Annotated in this window: 10 protein-coding genes; 9 read left to right on the plus strand and 1 reads right to left on the minus strand. The window is 52.5% G+C overall.

All coding sequences use genetic code 11. The features are described from left to right. Nucleotides 1-15 precede the first annotated feature (15 nt). The 7 genes from JQN73_RS15180 to JQN73_RS15210 all read left to right on the plus strand — a co-directional run bounded on the left by JQN73_RS15180 (nucleotide 16) and on the right by JQN73_RS15210 (nucleotide 10,034). Entirely contained in the window at nucleotides 16-2,079 is a 2,064-nt protein-coding gene (locus JQN73_RS15180; RefSeq protein WP_205319696.1) for an NADH:flavin oxidoreductase, read from the plus strand. Between the two features lie 50 nt (nucleotides 2,080-2,129). Beyond that, on the plus strand, nucleotides 2,130-4,052 hold the full coding sequence (locus JQN73_RS15185; protein WP_205323392.1) for a (Fe-S)-binding protein: 1,923 nt from the start codon (nucleotides 2,130-2,132) through the stop codon (nucleotides 4,050-4,052). Between the two features lie 243 nt (nucleotides 4,053-4,295). Continuing rightward, nucleotides 4,296-5,390: an electron transfer flavoprotein subunit alpha/FixB family protein gene (locus tag JQN73_RS15190; protein WP_240162579.1), complete on the plus strand. Its 1,095-nt coding sequence runs from the start codon at nucleotides 4,296-4,298 to the stop codon at nucleotides 5,388-5,390. Beyond that, nucleotides 5,387-6,214 (plus strand): electron transfer flavoprotein subunit beta/FixA family protein, encoded by an 828-nt coding sequence (locus JQN73_RS15195; protein ID WP_205319697.1) that lies wholly within the window; start codon nucleotides 5,387-5,389, stop codon nucleotides 6,212-6,214. Before JQN73_RS15190 ends, JQN73_RS15195 begins: the two co-directional genes overlap by 4 nt. 76 nt (nucleotides 6,215-6,290) lie before the next feature. Continuing rightward, on the plus strand, nucleotides 6,291-7,601 hold the full coding sequence (locus JQN73_RS15200) for an SRPBCC family protein (RefSeq protein WP_370551246.1): 1,311 nt from the start codon (nucleotides 6,291-6,293) through the stop codon (nucleotides 7,599-7,601). 76 nt (nucleotides 7,602-7,677) lie between these two features. Next, on the plus strand, nucleotides 7,678-8,952 hold the full coding sequence (locus JQN73_RS15205; protein ID WP_205319698.1) for an FAD-binding oxidoreductase: 1,275 nt from the start codon (nucleotides 7,678-7,680) through the stop codon (nucleotides 8,950-8,952). Between the two features lie 203 nt (nucleotides 8,953-9,155). Further along, nucleotides 9,156-10,034 carry a glycine betaine ABC transporter substrate-binding protein gene (locus JQN73_RS15210; RefSeq protein WP_205319699.1) on the plus strand — a complete coding sequence of 293 codons (879 nt, stop codon included), beginning with the start codon at nucleotides 9,156-9,158 and terminating at the stop codon, nucleotides 10,032-10,034. A gap of 174 nt (nucleotides 10,035-10,208) precedes the next feature. Here JQN73_RS15210 and JQN73_RS15215 read toward each other — a convergent pair whose 3' ends face one another. Then, nucleotides 10,209-11,102 (minus strand): TorF family putative porin, encoded by an 894-nt coding sequence (locus JQN73_RS15215; RefSeq protein WP_205319700.1) that lies wholly within the window; start codon nucleotides 11,100-11,102, stop codon nucleotides 10,209-10,211. Nucleotides 11,103-11,830: 728 nt separating this feature from the next. Between JQN73_RS15215 and JQN73_RS15220 the strand changes: the two genes are divergently transcribed. Continuing rightward, nucleotides 11,831-13,021 carry a glycine betaine/L-proline ABC transporter ATP-binding protein gene (locus JQN73_RS15220; RefSeq protein WP_205319701.1) on the plus strand — a complete coding sequence of 397 codons (1,191 nt, stop codon included), beginning with the start codon at nucleotides 11,831-11,833 and terminating at the stop codon, nucleotides 13,019-13,021. Next, nucleotides 13,014-13,955 (plus strand): choline ABC transporter permease subunit, encoded by a 942-nt coding sequence (gene choW / locus JQN73_RS15225; RefSeq protein ID WP_205319702.1) that lies wholly within the window; start codon nucleotides 13,014-13,016, stop codon nucleotides 13,953-13,955. The genes JQN73_RS15220 and choW overlap by 8 nt, the downstream gene beginning before the upstream one ends. The last annotated feature ends 30 nt before the right edge of the window (nucleotides 13,956-13,985 follow it).

Below are 13,985 nucleotides of genomic sequence, written 5' to 3' on the forward strand. Positions count from 1 at the left end.
GTTTGAACATTCATCATGCGTTACCCACATCTCTTTTCTCCACTGACATTAAACCAGGTAACGCTACGCAATCGCGTGGTCAGCACCGCACATGCCGAAGTGTATGCGGATGCTGGCGGATTACCGGGTGAACGCTATATTCGCTATTACGAAGAAAAAGCTAAAGGTGGTCTGGGTCTGGCAATTTGTGGCGGTTCCAGCGTGGTGTCGATTGACAGTCCGCAAGGGTGGTGGAAGTCGGTCAATCTGACCACTGACAAAGTCATCGAACCGTTGGCGCGATTGACTGAAACGATGCATCGACATGGTGCCAGGATCATGATTCAGGCTACGCATATGGGACGCCGCAGCTCCTGGCACGGCGAGAACTGGCCGCATTTGTTGACGCCCTCCGGAATCCGTGAGCCGGTGCATCGCGGCAACGCCAAAATTATTGAGATTGAAGAGATTCGTCGCGTTATTGCCGACTTTGCCGCTGCCGCCAGACGCGTCAAGGCCGCAGGCATGGATGGGATAGAAATTTCGGCCGCACATCAGCAACTGATCGATCAGTTCTGGAGCCCCCGAGTTAATCAGCGGACCGACGAATACGGCGGCAGTCTGGAAAATCGGATGCGGTTCGGAGTAGAAGTGCTGACTGCGGTGCGCGCAGAAGTTGGTCCGGATTTTTGCGTCGGTATGCGGATGTGTGGCGATGAATTTCATGAAGATGGGATCGATCACGATACCGCCAAATTAATCGCCAAAGCAATGTCGGAAACCGGCCTGATTGACTTCCTCAGCGTAGTAGGCTCAGGGGCGGATACGCATAACACCCTGGTCAATTGCATGCCCCCAATGGCACTGCCGCCAGAGCCTTTTGTGCATTTGGCGGCAGGTATCAAAAGCGTGTCGAAAGTGCCAGTGATGCACGCGCAAAGCATTCGCGATGCCGGGCAGGCCGAGCGCATCCTGGCGAACGGTATGGTCGATCTGGTCGGCATGACTCGGGGCCAGATAGCCGATCCCCACATGGTGATCAAGATCCGCGATGGTCGCGAAGATGAGATCAAACAGTGTGTCGGTGCCAATTATTGTATCGATCGACAATATAACGGTCTCGATGTCCTCTGCATTCAAAACGCAGCAACATCGCGTGAAGAAACCATGCCACATATCATCACCAAAAGCCGCGGTCCCAAGCGTAAGGTGGTAGTGGTTGGCGCAGGTCCGGCAGGGCTGGAGGCCGCCCGTGTAGCACGTGAACGCGGCCATGATGTGGTGTTGTTTGAGCGTAGCGAGGCTGTCGGAGGTCAAATCAATCTGGCGGCAAAAGCGCCGCAACGGGAACAAATGGCCGGTATTGTGCGTTGGTTCGATATGGAAACCAAGCGGCTCGGCGTGGATCGGCGACTTGGCGTAGACGCCGACGACGCCATGATATTGGCAGAAAAACCGGACATCGTGGTGCTGGCGACCGGCGGAAGCAACTTTATCGGACAGGTGCCAGCCTGGGGCGTGGCGGATGGCTTGGCGGTAAGTTCGTGGGATATTCTGAGTGGCCGCATTGCTCCCGGCAAGAACGTGCTGGTGTACGACGGGATCAGTACCCACGCGGGATTTGGGGTTGCCGATTTTTTAGCAAGTCGCGGTAGTCAGGTTGAGATTGTTACGCCCGATGTCAAGATTGCAGATGATACCGGTGGAACCACCTTCCCTATTTTCTATCGTCGCCTCTATGCGCAAGGCATCATTCCCACGCCTAACTATTGGCTGGACAGTGTCTATGCCGAAGGTGACAAGAAAGTGGCTGTGCTGCGCAATGAGTACACCGAAATTCAGGAAGAACGGGTCGTCGATCAGGTCGTCATCGAGAACGGCATCATGCCCAACGATAGTCTGTATTGGTCGCTGAAGCCCCAATCGATCAATCACGGGCAGACCGACATTCAGAAACTGTATGCGGCCGAACCACAGCCAGCATTGGCTGAGTCATTGGGTAATGGGCGCTTCCTTCTATTTCGGGTGGGCGACTGCATTTCAATGCATAACATACATGCTGCGATTTACGATTCGCTGCGCTTGTGTAAAGACTTTTGAGCATGGACTCGTCAACACTCATCAATCTTGGCCCTGTGCAAAACCTGACAATGGTTAATTTTAATCCCATCATTACTGCCCTATTCTGGATAGCGCTGGTGGGGTTGTTGTCCGGCCTGATGCGTAGGGCCGCATTGTGGCGCGCTGGCCGCACCGGGTCGGCAGCGCCGGTGCAGTGGATCGCGCTGTTGGCGATCCCCAAGCGCTATTTTGTTGACCTGCATCACGTGGTGGCACGCGATCCCTACATCGCGCGGACGCACATTGCCACTGCGGGCGGGGCAATAGCTGCGATGGCGCTGGTGGCGGTTAATTACGGCTTCATGCTGTATTGGCCGCTATTAAATGCGGGCATTGCGTTATTTGCTGTGGTGATGCTGGTCGGTGTGATCTTTGTCTGGCATCGCCGCCGTCAACCTCCTGCACGTTTGTCGCTTGGTGCCTGGAATCGCTTGCCGTGGGTGCTCGGCATTTTAGCGTTGGGCTTGTTGCTGATGGGTTTGTTGCCGGTTGGCATCGTATCGGGACTGACGGCAGCGGTAACGGTGTTGCTGTTGGGCTTTGGTGCGTGGAACCTGACGGTCGGGATCGGTCGGGGAGGTCCGATGAAACACGCTTTGGCAGGCTTATTACACCTGGCATTTCACCCGCGCCCTGAGCGTTTCTGCGCAAAGCAGTCGCATACCGAAGTAGCAAAACGGGGCACGCCACCGACCGCACTTAAGCCGCTGGCCCTCGATAAAGGTGAGCTCGGTGTGCGCAAGCCGGTAGACTTTCGCTGGAATCAGTTGTTGAGCTTTGATGCCTGCGTGCAATGCGGAAAATGCGAAGCCGCCTGCCCGGCATTTGCGGCGGGTCAACCGTTGAATCCAAAAAAACTGATACAGGACATGGTGCTAGGGATGGCAGGTGGCAGCGATACCAGTTTTGCGGGCAGTCCGTATCCGGGAATTCCTTTGGGCCAGCATCAAGGCGCTCCGCAGAAGGCGATTTTTCCTGGATTGCTTTCACCAGACACTATTTGGTCCTGCACCACTTGTCGCGCTTGTGTTGAAGAGTGCCCGATGTTGATTGAGCACGTGGATGCAGTGGTCGACCTGCGCCGCAACTTAACGCTGGAAGATGGCGCGGTGCCGGGAAAAGGGCCTGAAGTGTTGGCCAATTTGCGTGAGACAGCAACGGCTGGTGGGTTTGATCTCACTGTGCGCTACAACTGGTCTATCGACCTGAACGTTGCCCAGATTACGCCTGAAACGCCGGTAGATGTGCTGTTAATCGTCGGTGAGGGCGGCTTTGACATGCGCTATCAACGCAGCTTAAGAGCGCTCGTCAAAGTATTACAAGCGGGCAGTGTGAATTTCGCGATACTTGGCGCACTGGAAACGGATACCGGCGATGTGGCCCGACGCTTAGGCGATGAAGCAACCTTCCAATCGCTGGCCGCTCGCTTGATCGGTACGCTATCGACGCTGTCCTTCAAACGCATCGTGACTCCGGACCCGCACGTGATGCATTGCTTACGCAATGAATATCCGGCATTTGGTGGGCGTTACGAAGTGCTTCACCACACCACGTTCATGGCCGCATTGGCGCAACAGGGGAAGATCACACCGCGGATTGCGGTCGATACCGATCAGCGCTTTACGTATCACGATCCCTGCTATCTTGGCCGTTATAACGGTGAGACAGCGGCCCCGCGTGAATTGCTGACTCTGCTCGGCATACCTTTGCATGAAATGGAGCGAAACGGTAAGCGTGGGCGTTGTTGCGGCGGCGGTGGCGGCGCGCCGCTGACTGATATTCCCGGCAAGCAGCGAATTCCCGATATTCGTATTCACGACGCGCGCGCCGTTAAGGCTGACACCGTCGTCGTCGGTTGTCCCAACTGCACCGCCATGCTGGAAGGTGTCGTGGGACCGCGCCCCGAGATACGCGATATTGCAGAGCTGGTCGCTGCGGCTTTGGAGGCCTAGATGGAAACGACATTACAGACAGGAAGTGACGCTATTGAGCGGCTAAATCTGCAGACAAATCAGCAGACAAATCAGCAGACAAATCAGCAGACAAATCAGCATGTAAATCAGCAAATAAATCGGCAAATAAATAAGCGAATAAATCCACGGCGTCCTTTCACGGTCACCGCCGCTGGGTTAAGAAGGATCGTTCCAGGTCTGATCGATCCCGACGGTTCCTGTGATCTGGATAGCGGTTTGTCAATGATTAGTGGGCAAACACATCATCAGGCAAAGCCATTGCGCACAACAGAGTTGGCGCTGAAGTCGTTACTTGCCGTGGCGCATAGTGATCGGGGGACGTTGGACGAACATGCGCGTCAGGTCATTGCAGCAGCGGCGCTGCTGGCCGATGCCGCAACCGAAGTAGTGTTGCTGGTCTTCGGTGGATTAAAGGGCGACAGTGCGACTTTAGGCGTTGATCGGGTCGTCGTATTGCCGCAATATGGCAGCCACATTTTTGCACCTGAACAGGAACTGGCGGCGCTCTGCAACCTGATCGAGACTGTGCAACCCGAACACATTTTCATGCCCGATTGCCCGCTTGCGGGGGGAGATCTGGGAAGACGGCTGGGTGCCAGATTGGCGCAAACCGACGCTACCGGCGGTGCCGTTAGCGGCATTGCGACCCACGTTGTTGAAATCAATCCGGCTGGACTAGCAACCTATCGTCAGCAACAGTCCGTGATAGCACGTCGCAACTTATCACGGATTATCATGCTGGCACCGGATGCCGTCGATCCTCGGTTGCCCTTTATAGGACGGGGCGAATCCGACCAGAAGCTGGCTGCCACGATCAACGCGGCCGCTGTCAATTCTGCGAAGGATTCGACGCTTTACCGCGACCTCGGCATCGAATTACTGGCAGCATCGCAAATGGCGCTCGACGAAGCTGACTTTATCGTAGCGGCCGGGAACGGCGTCGATGATGTTGCGGCTTTCAATGCTTTAGCAAGCGTACTTGACGCGGCGATTGGCGCCAGCCGAGTGGCAGTTGATGCCGGTAAATTTGGCCGTGAGCAACAAATTGGTGCCACTGGGAAGACCGTGAGCGCCAGCACTTATATGGCTTTCGGTATATCGGGTGCGGTCCAGCATCTGCAAGGTATCAAAGATTGTCGCCACGTCATCACCGTTAATCTGGATGCCAGTGCGCCGATGATAAAGCGGGCTGATCTGAGTATTATCGATGATGCGCATGCGGTGATCGCGGCCTTGATGGCGGAAATAAAATTAGCGCGGAACGTTGATATCGGTCATGTCCACGCCATAGATATTGGTGCAGGGAGCGCAACATGAGCGTTCACAATCGTCCATTGAAAAAAGTGGCTGTTCTGGTCTCGGTCGGCCGTCACCCTGTCAGCGGCATGGCCCGCTATAGCCGTAACGACGCGGCTGCACTGAGCATGGCGGTCACGCTGGCGCAGTCAACGGCAGACATCAACGTGGACATTATGCATGCCGGTGATCCCGATAATTCGGCGTTATCAGATTATCTGGCGCTCGGCGCTAAAACCATCAAAGTTGTTGCATGCCATGTCGATGAGGACGTTATTCCGGCGCTCAAACAAGCGCTGGAAAACTATGATTTGATTCTGTGCGGCGGTCGGGCCGAAGCTGGCGAAGAAACCGGCCTCGTTCCCTACTTATTAGCAAGTCAATTGTGCCTCCCGCTGGTCGCTGACGTGATGGAGATTACGTCCGACTCAAGCGTTGGTATAAATGATGTCGTGCTGCAGCAGTTTTTGCCAAAGGGCCGCCGCCGCACCATCGTTGTAAGCTTGCCGGCACTTCTGACCGTGCATCCGCTAGCGCCATCAAATGCGCGCTACGCCTATGCTAACTTGCGAAATGGCGCTATTGAGCGACAGCAACCGCCTCCGCAACCGCAGCTAGCGGAGATGTCGGTATCCGGGCATTCTCCGCAGGACTGGACTCAGGCACCGGCCAGCGCCAGACCACTAAAGCTGGTTGCGCAAGAAAAACGCTCAGGGCATGCCCGCATGCTTTCAGCGACGGTCACTGAAAGTCGCGGTGGCAAGATAATTCAGGAGGGCAGCACCAGCGAAAAAGCACAGGCGATACTGGCCTATTTGCGGGAGCATCGTCTTGTCGATTATTAACGTGAAAAACTTGGTTCCAGAGAACGTTCTGTTCCTAAATCTGAGTTAATCAGCGTGTTATTCCATAAATGCATTCATGGAGAAGAAATTGAAAGTATCCAAACAGACTCAAGATTTGGTGGCCAACCGTCTGAAGGGCCACAGCCTGGATGCGGCTTTTTATCTAAGCCCGGAAATTTTTGAACTGGACATCAAAGAAATATTCAGCAAGCACTGGATTCAAGTCGCCATCGATCCCGATATTCCAGAGCCCGGTGATTATGTGACGATTGAGATTGGCCGGAACTCTATCGTCATCCTGCGCGACGATGACATGTCAGTGCGCGCACACCACAACGTTTGTCGCCATCGTGGCGCTCGTCTTTGTTCGGAGCATAAAGGTTCAGTCGGAAATCTGGTGTGTCCGTATCATCAATGGACTTACAACCTGTCGGGGGAACTACTGTATGCCGAACATATGGGCGACCAGTTTATCCATAGCGAGCATCATCTGAAGTCGGTGCATGTCGAAAACCTGGCAGGGCTGATTTTTATCTGTCTGGCCGAAGTGCCGCCGCAGGATTTTTCGGTGATGCGGGAAGCGATGATGCCTTATCTGGCACCGCATGCGTTACAAAACTGCAAGATCGCTAAGCAGGTTGATCTGATCGAAGAGGGTAACTGGAAACTGACGATGGAAAATAATCGTGAGTGTTATCACTGCGCGACCAACCATCCGGAACTAACCGCATCGCTATTCGAATACGGTTTTGGCTATCAGCCAGCCCCGAACAATATTGAACAAGTTGAAGAATTTACGCGGTTGGCTGCCGAACGCAGCGCGCAGTGGGAAAGCGCAAATTTGCCATCGAAAGAAATTGATCGTCTGGACGATCTGGTGACCGGTTTTCGAACACAGCGCTTGCCTTTGGATCGTGGCGGTGAATCCCAGACATTAGATGGACGGGTTGCTTCTGGCATCTTGCTTGGTGATTTCGATCGTGCGGATCTTGGTGGGTTGTCGTTCTGGACCCAACCGAATTCCTGGCATCACTTCATGAGCGACCACATTGTCAGCTTTTCGGTATTGCCAATTTCCGCTGAAAAAACCCTGGTGCGGACCAAATGGTTGGTCCAGAAAGATGCTCGCGAAGGCATCGATTATCAACTCGATAATCTTACAGCCGTATGGAATGCAACCAATGATCAGGACAAGATGCTGGTGGAGTTGTCGCAAAAGGGTGCTAGTAGTGACGCGTATGAACCGGGTCCTTATTCACCCTATACGGAAGGCTTAGTGGAAAAATTTTGCAAATGGTATATCAACCGTCTGAGCGAAGCCATCGAATCCGACCAGTTCAGCGAATCCGGCGAATCGGTTAAACCGATCAAATTTATCAAATCCTAACGTATTGCCGGAGCCGGGTATGGACATGTGTGTGGAGAAGCGGACGTCTGTAAAACACGTTTTGCAAGAGGCAGGTATGCAGAAAATTATTCAAAGAATCAATGGCGAGCGTTTTTGGGATGCGCTGCCGTTGCCTTGGAATGGCGAACTCCAGGAGACGCTCACCTGTGTTCAAGTGCGAGCGGAAACACATGACGTCAAGAGTTTTATTTTTGCGGCACCGGATAACAGCGGATTTTCATATCAGCCCGGGCAGTTCATTACGCTGGAGCTGGAGATTGACGGCGAACAGCTTAACCGTTGTTATACGCTCTCATCGTCGCCGAGTCGGCCGCACACCGTTTCGATTACCGTGAAACGTGTTCCTAACGGCCCGGTCTCAAACTGGCTGCACGACAATCTGAAAGCAGGGGATAGCGTGCGCGTTTTAGGTGTTGCGGGTGAGTTCACCTGCGTCACTGTTCCTGCCGAGAAATATCTGTTTTTGTCTGCTGGTTCTGGTATTACGCCGTTGATGTCGATGTCGCGCGCCCATCACGATCTGTCGGATGATCGTGACATTACGTTCATTCACAGTGCGCGTACGCCGGATGACATCATCTTTGAACGTGAGTTGGCTCTCATTGCGAGCAATCAGCAAAACTTCCGCACCCGCTTTATTTGCGAACGTCTGGGAGCGCGGCGGGAGTGGCATGGGCCGACCGGTATGCTGTCTTTGCCAGCATTAACATTGATGGCGCCTGATTTTATGGAGCGTGAAATTTTTGTTTGCGGACCCGCGCCGTATATGAGGGCGGTGCGCGCCATGCTGGATGTGGCCGGGTTTGATCGCCACCATTATCACGAGGAGAGCTTTTCTTTCGAGAGCCTGCCGGAGGAAGTTCAGGGCGATGTCCGGGAGGAGGTGCGCTTGTCGGTGCATGGGACCGTGCATAAAACGGTGCTTGAAACCGGGCATGAAGCCTTGCCAGGAGTTGTAACTGCGCCCCATCTCGATCCTGCTCCAACCATTGCGTTGGAAATGGCGGCATCCACAGCGTCGACCGAAGTTGCCGCGCTGGCTTTGCTGACTGAATCGCCAGAGGTCGGTAGTTTTAAAGTCATGTTTCAAAAGAGTAGTCGTGAAATTGTTTGTGGCGCGCAACAACATGTACTGGAAGCGGCGCGTGCCACTGGAGTCAGGCTTGCGTCATCTTGTGCCCAGGGCATGTGCGGAACTTGCAAGGTGAAATTAATTTCAGGGCGGGTCACCATGCAGCATAAGGGCGGAATTCGTCAGCGCGAAATTGATCAGGGCATGGTTTTGCTTTGCTGCAGCAAACCGTTGACTGATCTTGTGATCGACAAATAAAAGGAAAGTTAGCGCTCAAATTTGTGTTGATATTCAACTGATTGAATGAATAATTACGTCGTAATTGACCCAAATTTCGTCGCAAAAAGCGTGCTTTTACACCGGCCGATAGACGATGATGAATATGGCGAAAGTGAACATTCTTGAATGCCGACGGTTCAAAAAATTCTAACGTACCCTATTACACTTCAAAGAGGCTCTCAATGAAATTGCATTCAAATGCCCTGTTAATAAAGCTGTGTTGGTTGAGTCTCGGTTTAGGCATCACGGCGATGTCGGGTTTGGCGCTTGCGGATACTAAACCGACAATCAACATCGGCTACGTACAAGGCTGGGCAGATAGCGTCGCCACGACTTTTGTCGCAGCCGAGATCATGCGTAAAAATCTGGGTTATGAAGTCAAACTGGTGCCGGTCGATGCGGGTTTGATGTGGCAAGGCGTGTCTCGCGGTGATCTGGATGCGACCATGTCTGCTTGGCTTCCAGCAACCCATGGTGCTTATTACGATAAACTTAAAGACAAAGTTGTTGATCTGGGCGTTAATTTCCATGGTGCCAGAATCGGTCTCATCGTGCCGGAATACGTGACCGCAAAAACGGTAGGGGATTTGCAGGCGCAAAAAGCTGCTTTTGACGGGCGCATCGTCGGTATTGACGCCGGCGCTGGCGTAATGATCAAGACTGAGCAGGCAATTAAGGATTACGGACTGGATTATAAGTTGATGGCGAGTTCGGGTAGCGCAATGGCGGCCGAACTGGATCGTTCAATCCGGGCGCATAAGCCGATCGCTGTCACCGGCTGGGTTCCGCATTGGATGTTTGCCAAATACAAGCTAAAGTTTTTGGAAGATCCTAAAAACGTATACGGAGACGCAGAACACGTGGATAGCGTTGCAAATCCAGGGCTCGCAACGAAGGCAAAACCGGTTAACGATCTGTTGAAAAATTTCTCCTGGAAGCCGGGCGAGATTGATAGCGTGATGCTGGCTGTTCAAAATGGTGAAAAGCCAGAGGCTGCAGCTGATAAATGGATTGCCGCCCATCCTGAACGCGTCAAGGAATGGTTACAAGTAGCGAACTGATGAGCTTTTGACGCGCATCTTATTATGTGATTCTTTGTCGATAAATTGATCAAAACGTACCATCTTGAATAAAGATGGTACGTTTTTTTGTTTGCGTCGCATTGCGTGGTTTTATTCTGCTTCAGATGCTGGATTTTTAAAGTGAGGTTTTTAGTAGTCCCTAATGAGCGGGCATTAAAATGTTTTTGTGACGGACACCAAAAACGTACTGGCTAGCGGGTTCGATACATCAGCGACACCACCTGAATTCAGCGCGCCCGTAGTGTAGTGCGCATAAATACCATTCTTGGCCCAACCTTTAGTAAAGGCGCCGGTCAACGTCCAGGCGCCATCAAGTGCTTTGGAGACTGCGACGCGCGTATCCTGAAAATTATAGGCGGAGAAGTTTTGGACCCGTTCATAACCGTAATGTAAAAGAAGCGTGTAACCGTGGCTGAGGTCAAAGTTCCCGTTAATGTCGAGATAACCGGACCCCTGGCTATTTTTGTTATCGCCAACCCCTAACGTTTTGCTATCATCGCCAAAATAAGTTGGCGTATAAGTGAGCCAATATTTGACGTTCAGCCATTTATACGTCGCGGAGGCAACCACTTCGCCGTAATTATATTTAGTTTTGGCGAACGACATTTCTGCACCGGGATAAACGTAATAGTACAACAGACCGCTATAACTTAAATCGCCGATGGTGCCGGAATAACCGCCATATAAGTCCCACTCAACCGTGCCGTTTTCAATGAAATGATCGCTGACGCTTGACATCCAGGTGCCTGCCGACCATCCGCTGGGATGCGTGTAATCGACTCCGCCCTGAATTGCTGGCTTGCCCCAGGTCTGGCGGAAGCCGCGCGATACATATTGCGAGGCCAGCGTGACATTGGCGGACCATGGAGACACGAGTGCGGGAGTCGCTTCCGGTGCTATCGTGGCAGCCGCACTGGTAGGGTCCGCGGCGCTATTGACGGCCTGCTGCGCAAACGCAGTCAGGTGTAAGCTACAGGCGAGCGTCGCAGCAGCACAGATGATGGTTGGCCTTGGCAATGTTGGATATTTTAATAATTTTTTACGCATAATTGACTCCCTATAGATTAGCCGATATCGGCGTTCGGATGAGCGCATGCAATCCGGTTGAGCGGTCTGGATGGCGATCGACTGATGGCATAAGCACATCAATACAAAAAGTCGGGCCTTGCGCACCAAGGTGTCAATTATTGCTGCAGCGAATCTATTTTGATGATGGCAAAAACGACAAAAAACAGGCCAGTTACGACAGCGCATTGCGGTGCCGGTGGGCGCTGTTGGGGGCTGGAGGGTCCGCAACTATCGTTCGTCTATGGCGACGGAGGCCTGGCGTATCTGGCAGAAAGATTGCGACGTACAAAGATGTAAATGCGATAAGGTTTAGAGGTGATTTGATTGTTTGCCCTCGCTAACACAGCGTTGGTCATCGCGCGACGAGGTTGCCGTCGTTTTTGAATAAGTGGTTGTCGCAAATTTTCATCCGGTGCAAAACCTTTCTGGCGACTATGGTACTAAGTTATAAAGCGTTTTTATTGGTCGAACAGACGGGCTATAACGGTGCCTGCAACGGTGCTTATAACGCCCCTTTCAATCGCTTATCCGCGATTTACGACAGGATAATAATAATGATTTTGGATGTCAGGCAGGACGCAGTGATCCCCTCACAGGCAAGTCTGCGACGTTCACCATGTAACGGAAAACAGTACAAAGTGATGCCCATCTACCGTCGGCGAGGATAATATCGCGGTAGCAGCGAATGATCGATCAGGAGGCAATTGATGAAATCAGGAAAAGTGGTCGTTGACCATCTATACAAAGTTTTTGGTAGTACGCCCGAAACAGCCTTGAGGTTGCTCAAAAAAGGATATTCAAAGGATAAGATTTTTGCTGAGACCGGACAAGTGGTGGGCGTTCAGGATGTCTCCTTCGAGGTACAGGAGGGCGAGATATTCGTGTTGATGGGACTTTCCGGTTCGGGTAAATCCACCCTGATTCGTTTGATAAATCGGTTGGTCGACCCAAGCGCCGGCAGCGTCTGGGTTGATGGTCAGGACGTGGCAGCGATGTCTAAAGCGGAATTGATCGATTTGCGTCGGCGCGATATGAGCATGGTATTTCAATCATTCGCCCTGATGCCGCATCGGACCGTGCTGTCGAACGCTGCTTTTGGTCTTGAAGTTGCCGGGATTTCCAAAAAGGATCGCGAACGTCAGGCGATGAAAGTGCTGGAGCAAGTCGGACTGGCACCGTTTGCGCAAAAACTGCCCTGTGAATTATCCGGTGGCATGCAGCAACGGGTGGGACTGGCGCGAGCCTTGTCAGTGAATCCTTCGTTGATGATCATGGATGAGGCTTTTTCTGCACTCGATCCGTTAAAGCGCAAAGAAATGCAGGATGTCTTGCTGGAGTTGCAAAAAGAGCAACGTCGCACGATTATTTTTGTCTCACATGATCTGGAAGAGGCGTTTCGAATCGGAACGCGTATTGCCATTATGGAAGGTGGGCGCCTGGTCCAGGTCGGCACTGCGCAAGAAATTATCGATAATCCAGCAGAAGAATATGTGCGTGCTTTCTTTGATGGTGTCGATACCAGCCGGTATCTGACCGCGAGTGATCTGATGCAATCGAATACCATCCCGTTACTGAGATCAACTGAAGACCTAAAAGTAAATCCGCATCTTTACGCCAGCAGTGGTTCCGACTTTGCTTTTGTGGTCGATGAAGAACGTAAAGTGCAGGGGATCGTGCCTACGCGAGGATTTGCTGACGCCAGTGGGGTATTGCAACCGCTAACGTTGCAGAAGGTCGAATTGATTCACTATCGAACCTCCCTGCATGTGGTGATGGGTAAATTGATCGTCAGCCCGGTCCCACTTCCCGTGGTCGACGAAAACGGCTGTTATTGCGGTGCGATCAGTCAATCCATGATTCTTCAAGCGTTATCCAAACCGGAGGCTTCCCATGTCTGACACAATTCCACTCGGACGCTGGGTTGATCACGGTGTCCACTATATTCTCGACAAGCACGGTAACAGTTTCGATGCCTTTGGCAGCGCAATCAGCTGGTTTGCCGAATCCATTGAACACGGTTTACAAATTCTTCCAATTTGGGTTTTGGTGGGCTTCTTCATTGTGATGGGCGTCTGGCGGGTCGGTTTCAAGTTTGCACTGTTCACGTTAATTGCATTTTTGGTAATTATTGGAACCGGGTTCTGGGATCAAATGGTGGTGACACTCGGCCTCACTATTTCTGCCACGCTCATCAGTCTGGCGCTCGGCATTCCTCTGGGCATATGGGCTGCGAATAGCAAAAGGGTCGCGATGGTCGTGCGACCAATACTCGATTTAATGCAAACGATGCCTGCCTTTGTGTATCTGATACCAGCGGCGATGATGTTCGGCCTAGGCCGCGTACCCGGAATAATTTCAACCGTCATCTTTGCGATGCCACCGGCCGTCCGCTTAACCGCGTTGGGTATTCGCCATGTCAATAACGAGATTATTGAAGCCGGCCAGGCTTTTGGTTGCACGCCTTGGCAACTTCTTTACAAAGTGCAGTTTCCAAATGCGTTACCATCGATAATGGCGGGCATTAATCAAACTATTATGATGGCCCTGTCGATGGTGATCATAGCGTCGATGGTGGGTGCCGGAGGACTGGGTAACGATGTGCTGGCGAGTATTCAGCGCCTCGATATAGGGCTCGGGTTTGAAAGCGGCTTAAGTGTTGTACTGCTGGCGATTATACTGGATCGGATTACGGAAAGCTTTGGTACCACGCCAGAAGCAGGCAAGGTACAACGATTCTCCAAGGTGCGAAAAATGTTCAGCAAACACCGCGCTGCGGCGGCCAACAGTGAAGCTGAGAGCCAGACAGCGGGCGCTCAGCTGACCCGGCCTTAGCAGAACGTCGGGAGCGGTGAAAACGTTTGA

The organism is Glaciimonas sp. PAMC28666 (genome assembly GCF_016917355.1).
Lineage (GTDB): Bacteria > Pseudomonadota > Gammaproteobacteria > Burkholderiales > Burkholderiaceae_D > Glaciimonas.

Bases quoted from the DNA above. Each gene is read 5' to 3' on its own strand.
- JQN73_RS15215 (WP_205319700.1), bottom strand. From the start codon at position 11,102: ATGCGTAAAAAATTATTAAAATATCCAACATTGCCAAGGCCAACCATC.
- JQN73_RS15210 (WP_205319699.1), top strand. From the start codon at position 9,156: ATGAAATTGCATTCAAATGCCCTGTTAATAAAGCTGTGTTGGTTGAGT.
- JQN73_RS15200 (WP_370551246.1), top strand. From the start codon at position 6,291: ATGGAGAAGAAATTGAAAGTATCCAAACAGACTCAAGATTTGGTGGCC.
- JQN73_RS15220 (WP_205319701.1), top strand. From the start codon at position 11,831: ATGAAATCAGGAAAAGTGGTCGTTGACCATCTATACAAAGTTTTTGGT.
- JQN73_RS15190 (WP_240162579.1), top strand. From the start codon at position 4,296: ATGATTAGTGGGCAAACACATCATCAGGCAAAGCCATTGCGCACAACA.
- JQN73_RS15185 (WP_205323392.1), top strand. From the start codon at position 2,130: ATGGTTAATTTTAATCCCATCATTACTGCCCTATTCTGGATAGCGCTG.
- JQN73_RS15205 (WP_205319698.1), top strand. From the start codon at position 7,678: ATGCAGAAAATTATTCAAAGAATCAATGGCGAGCGTTTTTGGGATGCG.
- JQN73_RS15195 (WP_205319697.1), top strand. From the start codon at position 5,387: ATGAGCGTTCACAATCGTCCATTGAAAAAAGTGGCTGTTCTGGTCTCG.
- JQN73_RS15180 (WP_205319696.1), top strand. From the start codon at position 16: ATGCGTTACCCACATCTCTTTTCTCCACTGACATTAAACCAGGTAACG.
- choW (WP_205319702.1), top strand. From the start codon at position 13,014: ATGTCTGACACAATTCCACTCGGACGCTGGGTTGATCACGGTGTCCAC.